The sequence below is a fragment of the Xylanibacter ruminicola 23 genome (assembly GCF_000025925.1).
Lineage (GTDB): Bacteria > Bacteroidota > Bacteroidia > Bacteroidales > Bacteroidaceae > Prevotella > Prevotella ruminicola.
Window position 1 is genome coordinate 2,070,965 of sequence record NC_014033.1, and the last position, 22,867, is coordinate 2,093,831.

Here is a 22,867-nt window from a genome sequence, read left to right on the forward strand (position 1 = left end):
TGCGTTACTTGGTTTTAGTGTTAAACTTACCGACCTGCCATTCGGCACCACCCTCAATCAGGTTAGGCAGAGAGCCACCAGCGTAAACCTCCTCGTTCAAGTGCAGTACCAGACGAGAGCGGTCGAACACAGCGTTCTCAAAGTCGTTTGTAAACTCGATGGCGTCAAAGTTGCAGGCGTTGGTACACAACTGGCAGAACATACAGTCGCCCAGGTCGTACGCATAATCGTCCAGCACCTTCTTTTTCTTGCCTGTCTCAGGATCCTCAGCCATATGGGCAGTAATCTTGATGGTTCCGTTAGGACAGGCCTTTTCGCACAATGTGCAAGCGGTACACTTGTAGCTGCCATCCTCGTTGCGCTTAAAGGTCAAGCGACCACGGTGACGCTTTGATACGTGCAGTGTAGTCTTGCGGTTTTCGGGATACTGCTCTGTCGACTTATTGGTGAAGAAATCCTTGAAATACTCCTTCCAAGTAATCTTCATACCTGTAGCCAAAGTCTTCAGGCCGTGTCCGATTTCTCCGAAATATGTTTTGTTATCTTCCATTGCTATACCTTATTTAATATATAGGCCCAGGGCCACAACAACAGTCATAATTACCAGGTTGATAAGTCCCAGAGGCATCAAGTACTTCCACTCCAGCTTCAGGATCTGGTCGATACGCAAACGTGGGAAAGTCCACTTCACCCACATCAGCAACCAAACCACCAGCAGGGTCTTGCCAAAGAACCATACGATACCGGGGATGTAGTTCATCACGGTATCAAAGGCATCCACACCAATGTTGATAGGAGCCCAACCACCCAGGAATACAGCCGAAGCCAGTCCAGCGATGATAAACAGGTTCAGGAACTCAGCCAGGTAGAAGAAACCGAAGCCCATACCCGAGTACTCAGTGTGGTGACCGGCAGTCAACTCACTCTCAGCCTCAGCCATATCAAACGGACCACGGTTAGCCTCGGCATTACCAGCAATCAGGAACACTACAAAGGCGATGATGGCAGGGATATGACCCTGGAAAATCAACCACTTAAAGGCACCTGTCTGAGCCTCAACGATACCACTCATCTGCATGGTACCTGTCAGGATCACAGCGGTAATCAGACAGAGGCAGAGCGACATCTCGTACGAGATCATCTGAACAGCAGCACGCATGGCCGAAACCACCGAGTACTTATTGTTCGAACCCCAACCAGCCAGGAAGATACCTACCACACCAATCGATGAGATAGCAGTTACCAGGAAGATACCTACATTAAAGTCAAGCACTTGGGCACCATTGTTCCAAGGCAGGAAGCTGAAGGTTCCTACCGACGCAATGATTACCAGCAGTGGAGCTACAGCATACAGCAGCTTATCAGCACGATCCACGAAGAAGATCTCCTTCACGAGCATCTTCAGTACATCGGCAAAAATCTGCAGGGTACCGTGGAAACCTACACGGGTAGGTCCCAGTCGGCACTGGAAATAAGCGCATACCCAGCGCTCCATCATAATCATCAGCATGGCAATCAGCGCATATCCAGCCAGGATACCAGCGCCAACCAGCACGCATTCAATCAATATCGACCAGAAATCTCCTAAGCCAAGTGTATCGCGCAGGAGAGCGTCGAACCATGTTGTAAATATAGAAAAGTCGAACATAATCTTTACTTTTTACATTATTACATTTTTACATTTCGACTATCTGTCGATATCAGGAATTACAACGTCAATAGCAGCACAAGTCGCAATCAGGTCGGCAATCTTCTGACCACGCAGCATGGGGTCGAAAGCACCTACCAGCGAGAGTCCCATGGGTCGCATCTTCATGCGGTATGGACTCTTGTCGCCACGCGAGTCGAGATAAACACCAAACTCACCAGCCACACCCTCAACCGAGTAGTACCACTGTCCCTCGGGCACCTTGATGATAGGCTTCTGCTTCACGTAGAAGTCACCCTCAGGGATATTGTCGATGAGCTGCTCGATAATGTTCAAGCTCTGGTACATCTCGTTGATGTGAACCAGGTAGCGGTCCATAGAGTCGCAACCAGTCAGTGTGCACTGCTCCCACTCTACCTTGTCATACATATCATATGGGTGGTTCTTACGCACATCACTCTTCCAACCCGAAGCACGTCCGGCAGGACCGGTCACTGCATACGAGATACAGTCCTCCAGGCTCATTGGTCCGCACTTCTCCAGTCGGTTGTGTGTAATCACGTTATCACCAAACACATCCATGTACTCCTGAATCATGGGTCGCAGGTACTTCACCAGTGCCTTTACGTTCGATACAAAGTTAGGATCGATATCATCCTGCAGTCCACCTATTCTATAATAGTTCTGAATCAGGCGTCCACCGGTGGTCTCCTCCATACAGTTCAGCACATGCTCACGATCGCGCATACCATACAGGAAGGCAGTCAGAGCGCCCAAGTCCTGAGCCACACACGAGGTGTACAGCAGGTGACTGTCCAAACGCTGCAGCTCATCCATAATGGTACGGATGTACTTAATGCGGTCGGTCAGCTCAACCTCCATGGCCTCCTCAATCACACCTACCAATGCATGACGATGCTGCATGGCACCCAGGTAGTTCAGTCGGTCGGTCAGAGCCAGTGTCTGAGGATAGGTCATACCCTCCCACATCTTCTCGATACCACGATGAATATAACCAAAGTGAGGATAGATGCGCTTCACGGTCTCACCGTCCAGCACAGTCTGCAAACGCAGCACACCATGGGTAGCAGGGTGCTGGGGACCAATGTTAATCACATAGTCGTCGGCCTCAAACAGCTTGTTCTGCTTGCACTGCAGCTTACCCTCCTTGTCCAGATAGTACTCCAGACCGTAGTCAGGCTCTACGTCATCCTCCAGGGTGTACTTGTCGTTAAACTCCCAGTCCTTACGGAAGGGGTGACCCTTAAAGTCGGTACGCAGGAACAGGCGACGCATATCCTTATGACCCAGGAACACGATGCCAAAGAAATCGTAAACCTCGCGCTCCAGCAGGTCGGCCACCTTCCAGATATCTGATACAGTAGGGATATAAGGCGTGTCGTTTTGAGTCTGGGCCAGCTGCTTCACAGCACAACGCTCGTGGGTGTTGGTATTCTCAAGGATATACACACAACCCAGACCTTCTTCTCCACCAAAATCCTCACCTACGATAGTTACAAGATAGTCAAAGCCTTTCTTGCTCTTCAAGTTCAGCATCTCCGAGGCGAACTTCTCAAAGTCGAATGATAAAAATTCTAATTTCATGCCTTGTCCTCCCCTTTGTTAGATTGAACATTGACCATTGAACATTGACCATTATTTGCAGCACCACTGACCTCCGAATGGTCAATGGTCAATGGTGAATGGTCAATGGAAAAATCCTCGGGTACATCTGTTACAACGATGGGTTCTCTACGATGATCACCCAGGTTGTTACGGAATGTCAACTCCTCGTTCGATACACCCAGCTCGCGCTCCTCAGCGTCCTGCTTGTGGTTAGCACCTCCAAAGAATTTCTCTACCTTCACCTTACGCTGCAGCTGCATCATACCATACATGATAGCCTCTGGACGTGGGGGACAGCCAGGGATGAACACATCCACGGGCACAATCTCCTCGATACCCTTTACCACATGGTAGCTCGACTTGAAAGGACCACCGCTGATGGCACATCCACCAACAGCTACCACATACTTAGGCTCAGCCATCTGATCGTACAAACGCTTCAGGGCTGGGGCCATCTTGTGGGTGATGGTACCTGCACACATAATCAGGTCGGCCTGTCGTGGTGAGTTACGTGTTACCTCGAAACCAAATCGGGCAAAGTCGTAACGTGAGCAACCACAAGCCATAAACTCAATACCACAGCATGATGTAGCAAAGGTCAGCGACCACAGTGAGTTACTACGTCCCCAGTTAATCAACTGGTCGAGCGAACCTGTCACCACGTTTACGCCACCCTCATGCAGCTCGTCGATAATCTTCTCCAACGACTCGTTGTCGTTCCACTCCTCGTAAGGAATGCTCTTGATGTGGGGCTTTCTTACTTCCATTCGAGATCTCCTTTCCGCCAGGCATAAGCCAAGCCTAATACCAGAACTACTAAGAAGAAGCCGATGCTAAGCAGAGCCATTGCGCCGAACTCCTTCACTACCACAGCCCATGGATACAGAAACACCGTTTCCACATCGAACATGAGGAACAAGATGGCAAAGAGATAGAAACCTACCGAAACAGGCAACCATGAGCTGCCGCGGGTAGGAATACCGCTCTCATACGGCTCACCCTTGACCTTTGCGTAGGACCTTGGTCCCAACAGCTTGGCCAGCACGTAAGCCGCTACCACCAATGTAATAGCCGTCACCAAGACGGTAATTAACAAAGTAAAGTTCATAAAAAGCTAACTATAATTATTTATTAATGTTTTAATTATTCCATTATCAAGTAGTTACTCACCCATCACCTCTGTAATAGGCTCACCCACACAGGCGTTTGGCTGCTGTATGTGCAGCTTCTGGCACACGGTAGGTGCTATATCGGTAATATGCACTTCGCGACTGGTGGCCCCATGCTTCACCTGCCAACCGTAGAACAGCAGGGGGATATGGGCATCGTAGGGATTCCACTCGCCATGAGTGGTGCCGATGGGCGACGAGCCCTTGCCAAATCCGTACCAGCCTGGCTCCAGCATAAAGATGATATCACCCGAACGGTCGTGATGATACCCCTTCAGGGCACGCTCTTTCAGCATCTCAGGCACGGGAGCTGTGGCAGCCTTCTTGAAATCAAAGGCGAAAGCAACATGTGGTGTCTTCAGTAACTCCTCTACCACCACCTCGCGCACTTTCTCCTCGTCGAGCCCCTGCTCACGGATAGCCTCTTTGTCCAGCACCAGACGGTAGTCCAGACAGTCTTTGATGATATTCTTAGTCAGGTGCAGTCGCTCCTGCAAGCGCTTAGCAGCCTCGCCGCTATACATCTCGTCGAACATAAACGGACCTCCGCCCAAACGGTGGTCTTCCATGAACTTAAAGTTATGCGCAGCGCCATGGTCGGCAGTCAGGAATACCAGGTAGTTACCCTCGCCCACCTGTTCGTCGAAAGCCTTCAGCAGTTTGGCGATATCCTTATCCAGCTCCAGGTAAGCCTCGTCGGTATGCTCGCCACGGGTGCCGTACTCATGTCCGATCACATCTGTCTGCGAGAAGCTGATACACAGCATATCCGTCTCTTCGCCCTTACCAAGCTGTTCGCCTTTTAAAGCAGCAATGGCCATATCAGCAGTGATATGACCACACAATGGATACAGTCCGACGTTCTTACCTACCTTCTGTAGCTCTTTGTTTTTCTTCAGCTGGGCGTTATACTCCTTGGCCCATTTAGGCAGTTCCTGCATATACCAGGTGCTGCTGATAAACTGTCCGGCCTTGGTATCAATCCAATAGGCAGCATTGGCACTTCGTCCGGCAGGCAGAATGGCTGCACGGTCCTTGTAGCTCACACCAATCACCTTCGACTTAAAGTCGGTATGCAGTCGCAGCTGGTCGCCAATGGTGTTGGCCAACAGGTTTACGGGCGACGAGGCATCTTTCTTGTTACTACCCACGGTCGTTACGTCGTGATCCTCGCAACTGCTGATCTTCACGCCGTTCTTGTAAAAGGCGTTACCGCAGATGCCATGAAAAGCGGGAGTTGTACCTGTGTAAACGCTGGTATGTCCGATGGCAGTTACGGTGGGCAGATAATTAATAAGGCAGTTATTACATGAGTATCCTTGGTTAATGAGGCGCTTCAGTCCGTCCTCCTGATACTGATTGTAATATCTGCCCAGATAATCCCAACGCATCTGATCAACTACGATTCCTACCACGAGCTTAGGGCGCTCGTTAAACTGCGTTTGTGCCTGACTGTCAACAACATAGCACAACGCCAATGCAACGAATAGTATCAATCTTTTCATAATTGGTTGCAAAGGTAAGAAAAATCCGCCAAAGTTCCAAATTCTCTGGCGGATTTTTTTATCTCTCTATGATTTCTAGACACATGCGCGAATTGTGATACGGACATTTCCAGAAACCGGCTTTGTCATCTTTTGTGTTCAGCAAGCCGTTGGCATGCCTGCTCCAGTACCACTCACCGTGTTCGTAATCAATCAGCTGTTTTTTGATATAATGCCAGCATTTTTCAGCACGATTCAGGGCCTCTTCATCGCCGAAATGCTGCCAGATATTATACCAGCCCACCACGTTCTCGGCCTGTACCCACCAGTGCAGATCATCATCCACATAGCCCGTATCCAGATTAGCCTCGTGTATCAGCGAACCATCGGGTCGCAAACCCTTCGCCGATGCCTGTGCAACCGCTTGTACAATGGGTTCCACCTTGTTCAGCACCTGCTGGTCGCCCAGCACCAGAGCCGCCTCGTGCAACAGCCACGAGCACTCGATATCATGACCGTAACTCTCCAGGTGGCCGGCCCCACGCGTCCAGTCCATTCCAAAGAACAGATCCAGGTGATTGGTCTCCTTGTTCAGTATCTTCTCTGTAAAGATATCTACCAAGTTTCTCAGTGCCCCTTCCACCTCGCTGATGGTCTGTGGCGGCACACTGATACCCACAGGCAGCACAGAGCCGATGGCCGACACATAGTCGCACGACTCCTGCACCTGCGCCTCTTTCAGACATCTCAGCAGGTTAGTATAAGGCTCGATAATATGCAAGTGGGTGTTCTGCGATTTGGGGTAGTTGGCATCCAGGTCCGACAGACGCATATCCGCTATCTCGCCCCACTCGCGCGTGCAGGCCTCGATATAGCCGTTATGTTCCCTGTCGAAGGCATGTTCCTCGATACAGTCATACAGGTCCAGCGCATAGTCCAGTGCCTCTCTGTCGCCCGTTGCTCGGGCATATTCCGTCAGTCCGTAAATCATAAAGCCGATGGCATAAAACTGCTTCTTGGTGTCCAGCGGGTTCCCCTCGCAATCTACGCTCCAGTACACGCCTCCATACTCCTGATCGATAAAATGCTCAATGATATAGTCCTTGGCTCTGGTAGCCGCTTCCAGATACTCCGGATGTTTCAGCACACGGAAAGCCGCCGAGAACGCCCAGAGGATACGGGCATTCAGGATAGCCCCCTTCTCGGCCTCGGGATGCAGTTCGCCGTCATGGGCCATGCGCCCGTAAAAGCCCCCATGCTCATAGTCCATCATCTGGTCGAGCCAGAAACGCAGGATGTTATTCTCCAGCACGTCCTGCATCTCGCGCTTCATCATATCAACACGTTCGTTCATTTCTTAATCGGATAAATCCAAGTCAGTACAATAATCAATCCTGCGATGATAGCAGGGAACAGCGAAAACAGGCTCCATACCATCGAGAGTACCGAACTGGTAATCGAGGCAGGGTCAACCATGGTGTTACCCATCTCATCCGTAATCATACTGGCACCAGCCAGACCTAAGAAGAGGGCTACCAGCGAGCCCGAGATGGCCGTACCGAACTTCTGCGCCATGGTACCCGACGAGAAGATCAAGCCAGTCGATGACGTACCGTTTTTCTCCGTAGCATAGTCGGCCACATCAGCATACATACTCCACAGCAGGGGCGAATACAAGCCGATGCCCACCGATGTGAGCACCACCAGTGCCACCATCACCCAGATATAGGCGGGATCCATGGGCACGAAGAAGAAAGCCACCGAAAAAACTACACAAATCAGCGCAGCCGCCATAAAGGCATTACGCTTCGAGCCAATCAGTTGGGTGAACTTTGGCGACACACCACCGAAAATCATACAAGTCAGCTCGCCAAAGGTCATAAACACGGTGTAGTTGATAATCAGTCCGCTCACCGTTACATCCCCATGCAAGCAGTATTCCAACAGATAGCCAGCCACAGCGTAGCGGAATCCGTTAAAAAAGTTTGTACAAATACCAATCAGTGTCAGGATAATCCAAGGCTTGTTCTTAAACAAGTCGCCAAACTGCTTAAACGAGAATTTCTCGGCGCGTACCGGCTTCAGACGCTCCTTGGTCAGGAAGCCGCAGGCCAGCGTTCCGGCAGCTGCCAGCACACCAAAGAAAGCACCCAGCACCGCATACTGGTGCTGCTCGGTGCCACCCACCAGACGCTGCAGGTAAGGGAACGACAGCAGGGTCACAAATCCCATGGCATAGGCACCCACCATACGGAAACTCGAGAACTGGTTCTTCTCGTTGTCGTCATCCGTCATCACACCCAGCAGCGAGCCATAAGGCACGTTCACGGCAGTGTACATCGCCATCATCAGCAGATACAGACTGTAAGCCCAGATGCGCTTGCCCGTCAGTCCGAAGTCAGGCGTATAGAGCAGCAGGGCAAACACCAGTCCGAAGGGGATAGCGCCAAATATCAGCCAGGGGCGATAGGTGCCCCATTTGCTCTGTGTACGGTCGGCGAGCGATCCCATCAGCGGGTCGGTCACCACATCAAACATACGTGCTATCAGCATCAGTGTCGCAGCATCAGCAAACGTCAGTCCAAACACATTTGTAAAAAACAGCGGGAAGGCAATCGACATAATTTTCCATGTAATACCACCAGCAGCCGCATCGCCCAAGGCGTAACCTATTTTCTCCTTTAAACTAGCCATATAATTAATAATTAATGTTCAATGCTCAATGTTCAACGCTCAATGTTCAATGTCTTTCTGTTTTTGTCTATCAACTTGTTGATGGTCAAAACAGAAGCCGCGGTATAATAGCCATCCTCAGGGGTGTTCATACAGTAATCGATCAGTTTATCGATGGTCGATGTAGCCACGTGCATACGGGTGTCGGCCGAGGCATAGTAGATAAACACCTTACCATCCTCGTCGGCAATCCAACCATTCGCAAAAGCCACGTTCATCACGTCGCCATAATACTCGTTACCCTCAGGCACCAGGAAATAGCCACCAGGACGTGCGATTACCTTTGTGGGGTCGTCGAGGGCAGTCATATACATATACAGCACGTAGCGCAGACCGTCGGCAGTGGCACGCACACCATGCGCCAGGTGCAACCAGCCCTTCGGTGTTTTGATGGGGTGCGGACCCTCACCGTTCTTCACCTCGGTGATGGTGTGGTATTTGCGCTCGTAGATAATCTTTTCTTCCTTAATCTCTGCGTGCGTGATGTCGTCCACCAGCGCCCAACCGATACCGCCGCCGCTACCAGTATCAATAAAACCATCCTGCGGACGGGTGTAGAAAGCGTATTGCCCAGCCACAAACTCAGGGTGTAGCACCACATTACGCTGCTGACTCTTGGTTTTCAGGTCAGGTAGTCTATACCAGGTTTTCAGGTCTTTGGTACGGGCGATGCCAGCAGTGGCTGTGGCAGCACTCAGGTCGCCAGGCTGCGAGTCGTCGTGACGCTCAGCACAGAACACGCCGTATATCCAGCCATCCTCATGCTGTGTCAGTCGCATATCATAAACATTGGTAGCAGGCACCACATCATCCGGCATGGTGATAGGCTCATCCCAGAAACGGAAATTGTCGATACCATTCTCGCTCTCGGCCACGGCAAAGTAACTCTTGCGGTCAGCCCCCTCAACACGCACCACCAGACAGTATTTCCCCTGCCATTTAATGGCACCTGCGTTCAGCGTGGCATTACACATAATACGCTGCATCAGGTAAGGGTTGTCATGCTCATCAAAGTCGTACTTCCACTCCAGGGGCACATGTTCAGCCGTCACCACCGGGTTCTTGTACTTCTCGTAAATACCATTTCCCCACTCCAGGGGTTCGTTCTTTCTCGCAAGCAGCTCCTCATGATGTTTTCTCAGAGCCGCTACCTTCTGTTCAAACTCGCTCATATAATGTTTAATGCTTAATTTTTAATGTTTAATATCATTTAAGAACATCACGTTTTTGGCCTCCTTAAACGCTTTGCGGTAGTCATCCCCACAGGGTGTGCCCGGCACTGGTCCGAACCATTCCTTCTCGTAGTTACGCCACAACAGGAAATAGCTGATGGGATATTTATCCATCTGCGGTTTCAGCACTCTGCTGAACCATGTGGCGTCAGGGATATTCTTAAAGCCACACTCCGTCATCGCCAACAGTTTACCGTTATTCTTGGCAAACTGTGTCAGGAATGTCAGGTCGCTGTTCACGGCCTTGATAAAATCCTGCTCCGAGCCCCACTGATAGGCATCCTCACCTATCAGCGTCACGCGGTCGTTACCCGGGTAGCGCTGCATAAAGCGCTCCAGTGTCCAGCCACCATCCAGATTAGGTGAGTAGCTCCACAGCAGGTTACTGAACCCACGCGCGTTCATTTCATCCTGTAGCAGGTTCCAAAGCGCCATGAATTCACTGTCGCTGCACAGTTTCTGTCCCCACCAGAACCACGAGCCGTTGTTCTCGTGCCAGGGTCGGAAGATGATGGGCACTGGCTGTCCGGTTTCATCCTTCAGACTTTCGAGGAAGTCGGCCAAGCGGGCCATCCACACTTTAAACAAGTCCGCCTTCACACCACCAGGCAGAATGCTCTTCACCACCTTGTTGCTGGTCACATCCCAGGCCGTTCCGCCCGTCAGCGGGTTACGTGGATGCCAACTGATAGTCACCACGCCCCCACGCTTCACATGGGCCAACAGTTCATCGTGTATGCGGGTAAAGGGCACGCTGTCCAGGTTCTTCTCGTCACCCATCTCTATGCCACCCAGCTCAAAGCCCATCACAGCAGGATAGTCGCCAACGGTCAGCTTCACATCGCTCTTTCCATCCTCGTAGGCCCAACCGATACCGTAGAACGGATCGTCCTGATGCCCGGCCATGTAACCTTTCTGTTGCAGACTCGTCAATCTGTCGGCCAACTGCGTCGCAGTCGTCTGTTTCAACTCTTTCAGCAACCAAGCCTCCCAGGTGTCCCACTGCTCCTGATGCCAGAAGTGCCAGGTAGCCTGATAAGGCTTTATCTCCTTCGGACCTTTCACGATATTATAGGTAGCCCAGGCACTGGTAGGTGGCACCACATCATCATTATAGCCAAACGAGAACCAGCCCTTCTGCCCCTCATCAATCAGCCGCGCAAAATTCACCCCATCATAATATCGAGAAGTAGTAATTTTTGTATCATCTAATTCTTCAATTTTTACATTTTTCCATTTTTTAATTTTTGCATTTTCATAAAAGTAGTGCGGCCATCCGCAGGCAGCCCCTTTCAACGAGTTGGTATGATCGCAAAGAGCCGCATGCACAGGTGCATAGCAGGTGATGCGTTTATCCAGTCCAGCTGTCACTAAGGTCAGGAATCCCCCTTGACTCGATCCAGTCACACCAGCCTTCTGTCCGTCCCAGGGTGTGTACTGCTCGATATAGTCCATCGCACGGATACAGCCCATAATCACATGGTGATAGTAGTGCTTTTCGCGGTTGTCCATATTAAACTCCCAGTACCCCTGCAGGGCGCCATTGCCCAGGTTGTCGTACACCCCTTGCTCCATCGTCACAGGAATGCCGTGGATACCAATCTCCAGGGTTATCACACCTTGCGAGGCCGTATATACATCGCCACCATAGGGTCGTACGCCAGCACCAGGCACACGCAACAAGGCCGGATATTTCCCTTCGCGCACAGGCACGCACAATATACCATAGGTACGCGAGCCCCAGCGTTCGTTGTTAAAGCTCACTTCGTACACGTTTACGTCCTTCGTACAACGCTCAGGCAGCAAACGCTTGGTAGGGTTCAGGTCGGTTTTTCGTGCTTCGGCAATGCTCTTTTGCCAGAACTGCTCAAAATCCTGTGGCATCACGGTCGATGGTTGCAGTTTCTCCGGACTAAACGCAGCGCCGCATGCCCCGCGGTAATCCTTGCCATTCACATGGGCAGTCACATCCAGTCGGTAGAATCCCGGTTTCGCCATCGTACCCTGCAGTTTCAGACTACCGTCTTTCAGGGTCACGCTTTTGCGAATGTCCTGATACATCTCAGGTCCCATCGCATAATCTATAGCAACGTTTTTAAGTAATGTACCCTCCTGGCGCACCTCTACAGTAAAGTTCACCTTTTCGCCTGTGTTGTATCGCCAGTCAGCATGGTCAGGTTCAACAGTCACCACCACACTATTTCCACGAATCTGTGCCTGCAGCATCACCGCAGTCGCCACACAAAAAAAGAAAGTAAGCAGTCTTTTCATTTTTTAATTATCGATTGTCGTTTTATTTAATTTTAAGTTTACGGCTGCAAAGTTACGACATCTTTCTTAAACTGCAATACTTTTTTTTGCTCAATCATTACACTTTTCCACCAATCCCCGCTCGTCGGGGCTGTCTGCCCCTTGCCGCTGGGCGTTCCCCGAGTGTTTTAGCATGGTATTAGATAAAGGCCCTATGGGCCGCTGCTCAAAGAGCAGCATAAACAATATAGGCCGAAGTCCCGGCCTACCAAAACATAGCATGGATTTGGGTCTTCCCAAATCCAGGATTTAAGCCCCTTGCCAAAGATTGGCGAGGGGTTTGGAGAGTGGTTTGAAGCCCTCCTTAGGATGAAGGAGGGTTGGGTGGTTGTGAAAAAAGGGGGTGGGGATTGTATCCCCTGGCAGAAATTATCCAAATCGTTTCTCGATAACCTGCCAGTCAATAATCTGCCACAAGGCAGCGAGATGATCGGGCCGACGGTTCTGATAATCGAGATAGTAGGCATGCTCCCAGACATCGAAAGTAAGCAACGGTTTCAAGCCCTTCTGCACAGGGTTGGCCGCATTCGTTTCCTGCGTGATAACCAACTTACCGTCTTTATCAGCAGAGAGCCACACCCATCCAGAACCAAACAACGTAGCCCCGGCTTTCTGGAATGCCTCCTTGAAAGCCTCAAACGAGCCAAAGTCACGAACGATTGCCTCTGCCACCTTTCCGACAGGCTGATTGTCAGCCTTTGGCGCAGTAAACTGTCCGAAGTACAACTCGTGATTCAGTATCTGCCCAGCATTGTTAAGGATACCACCCGTTGCCTGACAAACGATTTCTTCTAATGCCAGGTCGGCCATCGGATTTCCTTCCAGCAAACCATTCAGGTTATTCACATAAGCCGCCAAGTGCTTCCCGTGATGAAAAGCAATCGTTTCGCGACTAATCACCGGCTCCAAGGCCTCAGGCGCATACGGCAGCGCCATTAATTCAAACTTTCCCATATCGTTTCCATTTATTGGTTTCGGTTGCAAATATACGAATTAATTTCTATCCACCAAGAGATTTAAGAAATCTTATAAAAAAATTGAGCCGCAAGCATTTCTGCCTGCAGCTCAATTCCTTTTTCCGCGGATGTCAGGGACCTGTCCCCTAGCAGGGGAATTAGAAGTTGTAGGTGACATCAACGGTTTGACCGGTGGTGGTGAGGGCAACCTTCGAACCGGAGCCTAAGAGTTTGTCACTCAGGTACCAAGCCAGCTCTGCGGCACCGTAGCCTACAGCAGCACCGGCAACTACGTCGTACCAGTGGTGCCTGTCGTTAGCCACGCGCTCTATGCCTACAGCTGTGGCTGCAGCATAACCAGCTATGGGAATCCAAATGCTCTCTTTTCTGAATTCTTTATCAATCGAACGGGCAGCGGCAAACGCCATAGCAGTATGCCCCGATGGGAACGATTTGTTATCCGAATGGTCAGGTCGCTCCTCTTTTACCATCGCCTTCAGCGCTGTTTTGCCAATATACGCCACACCTACCGATGCAATCGTGTTCACAGCAAACCTGGGCCAGTTATGTCCTGCTACAGGCTGTGCATACGCCTTTTTCTTGGTCTCTTCATCACGATAGAACTTGTTTCTGCCCAAGTCATATCTCACACCAAAGTCGATGTCAAAAAAGCCATTACTACCAGCCGACACATCCATGCCCGTGGTACTTACGCCCATACCTTCACTGGTAGATACCTGATACCCAGCTGCACCAAACAGGCTCCATTTATCATTCAGTCGGTAGGTTTCTTCAAGTCCTACGCCCATCAATGGCGATCCCGAGCCCTCCACAAACTGCGTAATAATACCAGCTCTTACATAGCCAGTAGTATGCCATTTCCTTTCGGGATCATAGCCAGTTATCACGTTCGTCAGATTCAGCATGGCATCAATGGCGATGGTAGCCAGTCCACCTTTCTTGTAGTTCTGTCGTGGATCCTCCACAGGTGGCACCCACTCCACGCTGTTATTCGGAATCAGTCCATTCTCCCACTGCACGCGTCCACGCAGTCCGTATTCCGGTGTAAACCATTTTCCCAGTGCACCATTCAGTCCAAACGTCATGCCCTTTGGAATCACCTTACCAAAATTGCAACCGTAAGGGTTCATCAGACTCATATCCATGCCCGCCTGTACAAACCAGTTGTCCCAAATCCCGTTCGAAAGCACCGAAAGGTCATCTTGCATTTTTGCATTTTTCAATGCTTTAATTTTCCCCAGCTCCACTTGTGCGCCAATGCCAAACGTCAGATATCCGTTGCTATTCGATCCTGTACCGGTATCCGCCTTCGACTCCTTTCCCACGAATCCGCTACCAGTCATGATATAAGCAACATCACCATACACGCTCCACCTGTCACTGATGCGATACGTGTTCAGCAGACCGATGCCCGCCAACAGCGAGCCTTTGCTTACACCAAAGTTATAGTTGATGCCAATTCGCGGATACAAACTCGTGTTCCATTTCCTTTCTGGACGATACACGCCAAACAGATTGTGCAGATTCAGCAGCGCATCACCATACACAGCGATGTAACCACCTTTGCGGCGATTCTCACCAGGCTGATAAAATGGTGCCAACCAGTTAGCATGTCCATTCTCCAACAGCGGTAATTTGTTTTCCCAATTAAACTTTCCGCGCACACCCACCTGATGGGTAAACCATTTGCCTACCGCCAAGTCCAGTCCGAACGATTTTCCATTGGGGAACACTTTTGAGAAGTCATATCCGTATGGGTTCTGCAGCGTCATGTCCAGTCCCATCTGCACAAACCAGTTCTCCCAGAACCCCTCCGTTCTCACCGTTCTTGGTTCCTCCCCCGGCTCAAACACCTGTGCCTGGGCACCAATGGTCGTCCATGCCAATATTATCGCAAATACAATCTTCTTTATCATTCGCTAACTGTCAATTATCAATTGTCAATTATCAACTTAATAAGCATTCTTATCATGAATAAATATCGTTTTAGCTGTTAACCAGATAATGCGGATGTCTAGCCAGATGCTCCAGTGCTCCATATACCAGATGTCACGCTTCACGCGACCTTCCATCTGCCACAATTCCTTCGTTTCGCCGCGGAATCCCGTTACCTGTGCCCATCCTGTCAAGCCAGGTTTCACAAAATGGCGCACCATATACTTATCTATCAGTGCCGAGTACTGCTCTGTATGTGCCAGCATGTGCGGACGCGGACCTACAAAACTCATATCGCCCTTCAGCACATTCAAGAACTGCGGCAGCTCGTCGATGTTCGTCTTACGCATGAAGTTGCCGAATGGGAATTTGCGCGGGTCGTTCTTCGTTGCCTGCAGTCGGTCGGCATCCTTATTCACGTGCATCGATCTGAATTTCAGCATCATAAATGTCTTGCCGTCGATACCTGTACGCGCCTGTTTAAAGAAGAGCGGACCTGGGCTCTGAATCTTGATTATCAGCCAGATAAATGGGAACATCAATGCCGTCGGAATCAGGAACACCAGCGAACACACGATATCAAACAGTCGCTTCACTGCTCTGTTACAGATATTCTCCAGAGGATTCTCGTAGGTGGTAAACACCTCCATATCATCCAGCATCTCACGTTTCAGGTTCAAGCCGATATACTCCACGCTCACAGGCACATAGTAAAACCTGATCACCTTATGGTCGCAGAATCTCGAGATACGTTTGATGATATCTCGATCGCGACGCGACAAGCTCACATACATCTCATCCCCCAGCTTCAGCTCCTCAGGGTTCTCTTTCATCAGTCGCATAAAATCCTGCAGCGTGCCCAGATGTGTCAGCGTCTTATTCTTATCCTCCTCTACTGCGGCATTCTCATCGGCCTCTATTCCACTATCTTTTTTGTGCGAGTGCGTCCAGTCGCCCAATGGCTCATCGGCATAATAGCCCAGCACTTTATATCCCATGGTCTGGTCGCTGATCAGTTTCCGGTAAAGGTTCACCAGTTCCGGGTCGTTACCCACCAGCGTCACTATTCTGGTGTTTCTACCCGCCTGGCGGTATAACTTCACAAACCAGCGTTCTGCAAATCGTTTAAAAAGCAGACATACAAAGAAGGCCGTTCCAAGCCAGAACTGCAGCCATCCTACAGGCAGATGGTAGTCAAACACCCTCACCAGCACAAAAGCAAGCACACACTGCAGTGCCGATAGTCCTACTGTTCGTTGCACAACATCTCCACTACTCACCAGTCGTTGATGAATGATGGTACAATATCTCAGTTGGCTCAATATCAGCGCAATATTGTTCACAAGGATAAATATTTCCAAGCCTCTGTCTGGCCAATGCTCAACCCGCCAAGAGTGCCATGCTCCTGCCAATATAATCGCGTTCAGCAACACAAAGTCGCCTATAATCACCAGCCACTTGATTAATTCGTTTGATTGATTATTACTTCTCATTCTTATCCCTAAAAGTTTGCTTTAAGTTATTGGCGGCAAAGGTACTGCTATTTTTGCGAAAAACTAAATTTTCATTAAAGTTTTTCCATTATTTAACCAAACTTCGACTGAATTCACCTAAAAATTGTTTAAATCACACCAAAAAAGCCAAAAATTAAGCGCCTGATGGTAGCCTCAACGCTACTCACCAGGCGCTTGTTATTACTCGTACTGGTTCTTTCGCTTATGATGTCACGAACCTGTCCCTTGGCTTTTTGACTCATCCTTTTTCAACAACTCTATTAATTTATATACCCCAGTGGATGGGTTCTGCAACTCCTTAAGATTCATTGCCCTTGCAGTTGCTGTATCAATATTGCTCTTCAAAAAAGCTTCTTGCGTATCAGTAAAGTCCGTCTTCGAATAATTCCTCCAAACAGTCGCACTCTTCTTTAGTTCTTTAATGAGCGCATCTGTCGAAATAGCACTCTTTTGATCTTTTGCATGAAGCAGTATCCATATCTCGAAACAAGGATTACTAAGCAGCATCTCAGCTTTGCATGCCAATAATTTCTCATTAATAGATGGTACATCCATGTCATACATCAGGAACGTGTGTACCTTATCATATTTTGAGAGCTTGAGTTCCCTAGTGCGATTGTCTACAAGAGACTGCGTAATTTTAGTTCCTTCAATATGCGACACGATTCTAATTGGCGACTTATACCACTTCTTCAGGAGGTTTATATAGCGTTCTTCTGTTTCGCCCTCGCAGATTACAAGAGCAATTTTGCGCATCCGCATGGATGGGGATGGTTCTCTTTTACTTGCCATAGTCAACCTTCCAATAATTGTTTGATACTAGAAACCGATGAATCTACATATGGTACAGCATCAAAACGCCCCTGCAAATAGCCCTTTTCGGCATCCATATTCTCGCGAAAATCCTTAAAGTCGTATAGTGAATATACATCTGTCGCTCCCTCTTCAGTCTTATTCACAAACACAATCTGGTCACGTCTCAACCTCCTTACATCAATTAGGTTCGTATTGTGCGAGGTAAACAGTAATTGACTACTTTCGGAAGCGTGAATCAAATCCAGGATAAAATCAGCAAGGCGAGTATGAAGTCCCATATCAAACTCGTCCATGATAATGCCTTTCTTATTCTTCACAACATCCAGCAAACGGATAAGAATCTGGAACAACTTTCGTGTACCATTAGATTCTTCCATATCCATGTCGAACATAACATCCTTCTGATTGCGGTGGAATGTCTTAAATCTAAGTACATCCACTAACTTATACGACATCTCTGGTTGCCCAGGAATAGCTACAGGGGCAGGTACCTGTTCCTTTCTTGCCTCTATATCAGTAATATCTGTATCGCTTATCTCCAGAGCCTTAAGGATAACCTTTTTGTAAGTATTAAAGCTATCCAGCATCATCATATCATTTACATTCACAAGTCCAAGAAGGAACTGATTCATGAAATAGCGATAAAGCTTTTGAGCAATCTCACGATTCATAGAACTGGCACGACTAAGGAAAAGATTCTTCACGCTCGTATTAGTGGCAACATCCGAAGGCTTTACCATTACGCCGGTACCAAAGCTATATTTCCCCTCGGCGTCACGAACAAAAACTTTTGCCCTCCTACCAACAGGATAATAATACAGACTTTCACTAAGAATACGCTCGCGAGTAAGTTCAAAGGAATATTCGTATTCCACATCCTCACATACAAAATCAATCAAGAATTTGCTTGGTTTATTCTGCCATCCATCAAACTTAAATGGCTCGAAATTAAAGGTCACGCCCTCATTATGTAGGTGCGACTCAAGAATCATTCTACAGCAAAAAGTGATAGCTTTCAGGATATTTGACTTACCTGAAGCATTAGGGCCAAACAGCCCAATCGATTTAAGCACAGGCACACCTTTCCACTCCATAACATTGTGACTCAGCTCTCGAGCAAGTGCTGTATTAATGCTTGCAGCCCTAAAGTCAATCCTGATTCTGTCTCTGATAGAGAAGAAATTCTCAAATTCGATTTTAAGTATCATTACATCATTGATTTTGTAGATTTTCTGCAAAAATACAACTTTAATTTGATTTTTGTACAGTTTTACATAAAAAAGTAGTTACAACACACCTATTTTTAACAACGGTTAATAATTCAACAATATTTTTTATTCATATTGATTCTTACGTTTATACTCTTCCATTAGCGACAAGAGTCTTCTAAACATTTCAAGTCGTTCTGGTTTCATTTTACCAGCATTAAGAGCCTTCCTATTCGCCTTTAGCCAGTTAAGCATATCATGATCTTCAATCCGATGGCGGGATGGATTGCGGTGGTTGCTATCTATGTAATCAACCACCTCATTGTATCTTGTCAACCAACGTTCGTCTTGCGTCATACTTCAAACAATCAACTTCAGACTTCTAGCTAATGCCCCCTTAGCTACGTAGACTTCTGAATTGACCGTTTACTCAACTTTAATTAGCACCCTCTTTATCTGAAGATTTATATAATAGGTAATACTTGTTAATTCGTCGGACTTTAAAAAACACAATTATTATTGTTGGCAATAAACCAATTGCCAATGGAACGCTTAATCCTAATAAAAATGACATAGAACGAAGATTCATCCGCTTATATTGAAATACAGGAACATACCGTTTTCTAAATTCATCAATATTAATTTTTTTCGGTCGTAATTCAAGACAAAAATCTTTTATTGAACGACTATTAAGTTCTATCATATTATCATCAGAAACCATACATGAATATTCCATTCCTGTTTCGCAATCTTTATAAATCACATCATCAGAATTATCGAATAGCAACACGCCTCCATAAAACAAAGACAAAACTATTACATTTGCTAAAACTAACAAATAAAAACGTCTCATCGGGATATAACTACGCAACTCATCCCCTTTTTCAACATCACATGTATTTTGAATACGATGAGAAAAAGTAATCTTGCGATGTAAGTCATTTAAGGAAGACAATTTCTTCTCATTCTCATATTCCACAAGTGCTTGGAGCTTTATATATTCATTAACACGAAATAAACCAAAACACAAAGAGGCATTTCTGTTGGTTTCATTTGTTATCGAGAATTGAGCATCAACACCCTCGGAACAAGAATCTATCTTAACATCTAACCACTTATAACCTTCTGGAAGACACATATGAACCACGTTATTACTTCCTGTCAAATCGGCATCACCATTACAAGAAATGATTCCACTCAGTAATATTACATTATTTCTTATTGGTTTGTCATTCTTAAGGACCTCTATACTATCAAAACCCTTGATCAAGTTCCAATATATATTGATTGTTTCAGAAGGATAATATGTCAACTTGCATGGTCGACGCTTTCTCTTAAACAAATCAATAGATAAAACTCCAAAAACAATTGTCGCAATTAAACCAAGTATTCCAATAATCATTTCCATCTATTCAGATATTAATACTATTAATTTAAAAAAATGCTACTAAATCAAAATGAAAGAACCAGCCCCTAAGGCATCTATAAGTACCTGTATCATATCCGTAAATCCAAACATTCTCATTATTCGTAATACTCGTAGTCCCTTATTGATTTCCGATATCAGAAACTCTCCTCCATCCATCTCCTAAAGAGAGGAAACGGCCATCATTTCTCATAATACCCCTTTTCGCTATACTGAGACCAGCGGAGGTACATCTCTTGATAATGTTCCTTGATAAACTCAGAGATTTTGGAAATCTCACGGTCATTGAGAATGCCGCGATTCTGGAGAACGGTATCACCGTTGTTCTTAACGAAGAATTTTGCTGATCCACCCTCGGTTAGCTTACTGTCACTAGCATGCACATGCATACACTCCACAACACAGAAAGAAGTAAAATACAAGTAATAACCTGCCACTTTAAAATCATAGTACTTCGGCATCGTTCAGTCCTCCATAAATTTAAGATTCTGTTTGAGGTAACGACTGGCTATGGATAGTTCGATATCGTCCATAGTAGTTTCCAGCACCTCACCATCCAAACTGAACACAACAGCCTTATCAGGACTGTTCAGGTTAAGCACATGTATACAATCATCCTTGCGGGTAAATGCATACCCATTAACAATTATATCTGCCCCATCGGCAATGCTCTTAATATCAGGCATAAGCTATACGTACTTTTTTTATTGGTTTTAAAAAGGTTTCTGAATCGATATATAATCCCTCGAGAATTGGCTTCAAGTCAATGTACTCCTCCTCGGGTTCTGCATTATGGATATACTTGGCCAGCACCACCAGATAGCCATTATCCCACTTCACAACATCCACATACCTTTCCAAGCTATATGGTGCTTTGAAACGGATATGATACCCTCCAAAGCAGAAAGCAGTAAAGCCATCCGAATTACTAAGAATAGCTTCATTACTACAACTGGTAGAGTTTTTTGATATCGATGTTGTTACCATAACAATATTAGCCTTTCGTATTATTTTCGTCGCAAAGATAATAATTTATTCTCAAAATTATAGCATCTTATATTCAAAATACGCCAAAATTATATCAAATTATATTAAAAACATCAAAAATTATACTAAAATTATAGTAGGTTATCCCATTTTTAGAAGTTCACTTATATTTCAAACACCCCGCAAAAAAGAAAACCAGCACTCATGCTGCCTTTCCTTTATTCAATTCGTATTGAATCTTCCGTTTGCGCCTTGGCATCCAACGATTTTCTTGCATCATAGAAAGAGAGTATCATTATAACATTTGTAGATTGTTCGTCTCATTCAATACACGCATTCAGAAAAAGTCTGCCAAAAGGCGTTAAGCGAATAAAACTTTCCTCAACATCTATCGATTTAAACTTTTGGGGAACAAGTTCATTTCTTAAATCGTCTAACCCATTTTTCTTATTAATAGCATCATAGTTTTCCCTGTATATCTTATATTCACCAGACATATCTACGAGAAGCCCCAGGCTTATAAGATTATAAATATACGCATTCATATTTTGGGGAAATGTAATTTTCGCATTATCATCCAGCAATGTCAAATGTTCTTTCAGTTTAACAAACCCTTCAGCATCATTCAAATTTGCATTGTAAGAACAATATTCCCAATCTCTTTTATACTGAAAGCATCTCATTATCCTCGCTTCATCTGGAGAGATTCTCTCTATAATTGATACAAAAGATGGGTGTGCAGTATTAACCATATCCACACTTGAAGCATTAGCCAACAAAGTTGTAAACATGTCGGCAATTTCTTCATTTGTTGTGTAAGTAAGCTTCTCAATAATTGGTGTTCCTAATTGGGGATGAACCTTACATCTCTTTTCCTCAGGAATCTTTTCCAATTTTTCTTTATAATCATCAAGATTCTTTTTAAAAGTCATTTTCAACTTCTCATTTTTCAACTTTAAAGGTAACAATATTGCAGTACTAAACTCAAATACAGTACCTAAAGCATTACCAATGGCCCTCACACTTGGCTGTGCCAAATCTTTATAGATCTCTCCCAGAATATTTGGGGTTGCTTTTACTATGTCAACTATTTCATTTTCCATTTTATATTTTATCTCTATTGTTGATTGATTTTTTTACTGAATCTGGTAAGATTTCGTACAACGACTCGATTTCTTTTGGTTCAGAAATCATACGTTCAGTAATCATATTAATAAGGTGCATTAACGTAATTGCAGTATTCATATCATCAACATCGAAAGATATCACACCAGGGTGAACAGCTTTATTACCCACAACACGGACTACATCCAATGCTTGTTGAATGATCTTTGGAAGCCCTTTCATAACAAGAGCACCAATATTATTATTAATATCTCTATCTACTTCTCCAAGCTCATTACATAGTCTATCTATCGCCAAACGCAATAAAGCGCAAGCAGCCCTAGGAGACTTATTATATATAAGTCCAGCTTCATTGTAGAGTTGTTTCACCCTTTCGGGCATATCAACATTAGGTTCTTCAGCAATAATATCAGGATACACATAGGTATTGTTAACCCAGATAATCTTTTTCCCACAGCTAACACATCTTGCTATAGATAGTTGATTACTGTATTCTACTATATTACCGTCCTTTGTAAAGACATTACTAGTATCCTCATTAAAATAATGAGTAGCCCAGGTCATTAATGACAAAGTATGGCAATGAGGACACGTAAAGGATTTCTTCCTTTTCTCTGGTGCGACATATAAATTTCTCATATCACAAATGATTACAATCGCAAATTAAAATCACAAAA

General features: G+C 46.4%; 22 protein-coding genes. All 22 read right to left on the reverse strand.

What is annotated here, in order from left to right; all coding sequences use genetic code 11:
- Window positions 1-4 precede the first annotated feature (4 nt).
- Window positions 5-550, reverse strand: coding sequence for a 4Fe-4S dicluster domain-containing protein (locus tag PRU_RS08875; RefSeq protein ID WP_013064037.1), 546 nt, complete (start codon window positions 548-550; stop codon window positions 5-7).
- 9 nt (window positions 551-559) lie between these two features.
- Entirely contained in the window at window positions 560-1,648 is a 1,089-nt protein-coding gene (gene nuoH / locus PRU_RS08880; protein WP_013064661.1) for an NADH-quinone oxidoreductase subunit NuoH, read from the reverse strand.
- Window positions 1,649-1,687: 39 nt separating this feature from the next.
- On the reverse strand, window positions 1,688-3,253 hold the full coding sequence (locus PRU_RS08885) for an NADH-quinone oxidoreductase subunit D-related protein (protein ID WP_013063171.1): 1,566 nt from the start codon (window positions 3,251-3,253) through the stop codon (window positions 1,688-1,690).
- A complete protein-coding gene (locus PRU_RS08890) occupies window positions 3,250-4,041 on the reverse strand; it encodes an NADH-quinone oxidoreductase subunit B (RefSeq protein ID WP_013065348.1) in 792 nt (263 codons plus the stop codon). The genes PRU_RS08885 and PRU_RS08890 overlap by 4 nt, the downstream gene beginning before the upstream one ends.
- Window positions 4,032-4,382, reverse strand: coding sequence for an NADH-quinone oxidoreductase subunit A (locus tag PRU_RS08895; RefSeq protein WP_013064738.1), 351 nt, complete (start codon window positions 4,380-4,382; stop codon window positions 4,032-4,034). Before PRU_RS08895 ends, PRU_RS08890 begins: the two co-directional genes overlap by 10 nt.
- Window positions 4,383-4,436: 54 nt before the next feature.
- Window positions 4,437-5,948, reverse strand: coding sequence for an alkaline phosphatase family protein (locus PRU_RS08900; protein WP_013064119.1), 1,512 nt, complete (start codon window positions 5,946-5,948; stop codon window positions 4,437-4,439).
- Window positions 5,949-6,006: 58 nt separating this feature from the next.
- Complete coding sequence (locus PRU_RS08905; RefSeq protein WP_013065572.1) at window positions 6,007-7,281, reverse strand: AGE family epimerase/isomerase; 1,275 nt, start codon at window positions 7,279-7,281, stop codon at window positions 6,007-6,009.
- A complete protein-coding gene (locus tag PRU_RS08910; protein ID WP_013064389.1) occupies window positions 7,278-8,621 on the reverse strand; it encodes an MFS transporter in 1,344 nt (447 codons plus the stop codon). The genes PRU_RS08905 and PRU_RS08910 overlap by 4 nt, the downstream gene beginning before the upstream one ends.
- Before the next feature lie 32 nt (window positions 8,622-8,653).
- Window positions 8,654-9,832 carry a glycoside hydrolase family 130 protein gene (locus PRU_RS08915; RefSeq protein WP_013063762.1) on the reverse strand — a complete coding sequence of 393 codons (1,179 nt, stop codon included), beginning with the start codon at window positions 9,830-9,832 and terminating at the stop codon, window positions 8,654-8,656.
- Between the two features lie 21 nt (window positions 9,833-9,853).
- Complete coding sequence (locus PRU_RS16445) at window positions 9,854-12,163, reverse strand: glycosyl hydrolase (protein ID WP_080517187.1); 2,310 nt, start codon at window positions 12,161-12,163, stop codon at window positions 9,854-9,856.
- Window positions 12,164-12,571: 408 nt separating this feature from the next.
- Entirely contained in the window at window positions 12,572-13,156 is a 585-nt protein-coding gene (locus PRU_RS08925; protein WP_013065663.1) for a superoxide dismutase, read from the reverse strand.
- 160 nt (window positions 13,157-13,316) lie between these two features.
- Window positions 13,317-15,095, reverse strand: coding sequence for a phosphatase PAP2 family protein (locus tag PRU_RS15350; protein WP_013064322.1), 1,779 nt, complete (start codon window positions 15,093-15,095; stop codon window positions 13,317-13,319).
- A 36-nt stretch (window positions 15,096-15,131) separates the two neighbouring features.
- A complete protein-coding gene (locus tag PRU_RS08935; protein WP_013064763.1) occupies window positions 15,132-16,607 on the reverse strand; it encodes an exopolysaccharide biosynthesis polyprenyl glycosylphosphotransferase in 1,476 nt (491 codons plus the stop codon).
- Window positions 16,608-16,838: 231 nt separating this feature from the next.
- On the reverse strand, window positions 16,839-17,420 hold the full coding sequence (locus tag PRU_RS08940; protein ID WP_041386003.1) for an RloB family protein: 582 nt from the start codon (window positions 17,418-17,420) through the stop codon (window positions 16,839-16,841).
- Window positions 17,421-17,422: 2 nt separating this feature from the next.
- Window positions 17,423-18,538: an AAA family ATPase gene (locus PRU_RS08945; RefSeq protein WP_224083042.1), complete on the reverse strand. Its 1,116-nt coding sequence runs from the start codon at window positions 18,536-18,538 to the stop codon at window positions 17,423-17,425.
- A 240-nt stretch (window positions 18,539-18,778) separates the two neighbouring features.
- Window positions 18,779-19,009, reverse strand: coding sequence for a helicase associated domain-containing protein (locus PRU_RS08950; RefSeq protein WP_041386004.1), 231 nt, complete (start codon window positions 19,007-19,009; stop codon window positions 18,779-18,781).
- 79 nt (window positions 19,010-19,088) lie between these two features.
- Window positions 19,089-20,060, reverse strand: coding sequence for a hypothetical protein (locus PRU_RS08955; protein ID WP_013064627.1), 972 nt, complete (start codon window positions 20,058-20,060; stop codon window positions 19,089-19,091).
- 200 nt (window positions 20,061-20,260) lie between these two features.
- A complete protein-coding gene (locus PRU_RS08960; protein WP_041386006.1) occupies window positions 20,261-20,539 on the reverse strand; it encodes a DUF4160 domain-containing protein in 279 nt (92 codons plus the stop codon).
- A 3-nt stretch (window positions 20,540-20,542) separates the two neighbouring features.
- Complete coding sequence (locus tag PRU_RS08965; protein WP_013065395.1) at window positions 20,543-20,764, reverse strand: DUF7723 family protein; 222 nt, start codon at window positions 20,762-20,764, stop codon at window positions 20,543-20,545.
- Window positions 20,757-21,065, reverse strand: coding sequence for a DUF7724 family protein (locus tag PRU_RS08970; protein ID WP_013063041.1), 309 nt, complete (start codon window positions 21,063-21,065; stop codon window positions 20,757-20,759). Before PRU_RS08970 ends, PRU_RS08965 begins: the two co-directional genes overlap by 8 nt.
- Window positions 21,066-21,385: 320 nt before the next feature.
- Window positions 21,386-22,168: a DUF4393 domain-containing protein gene (locus PRU_RS08975; protein WP_013063796.1), complete on the reverse strand. Its 783-nt coding sequence runs from the start codon at window positions 22,166-22,168 to the stop codon at window positions 21,386-21,388.
- Window position 22,169: 1 nt separating this feature from the next.
- Window positions 22,170-22,829, reverse strand: a complete 660-nt coding sequence (locus PRU_RS08980; RefSeq protein WP_041386008.1) for a DUF4145 domain-containing protein — start codon at window positions 22,827-22,829, stop codon at window positions 22,170-22,172.
- Window positions 22,830-22,867: the final 38 nt, after the last annotated feature.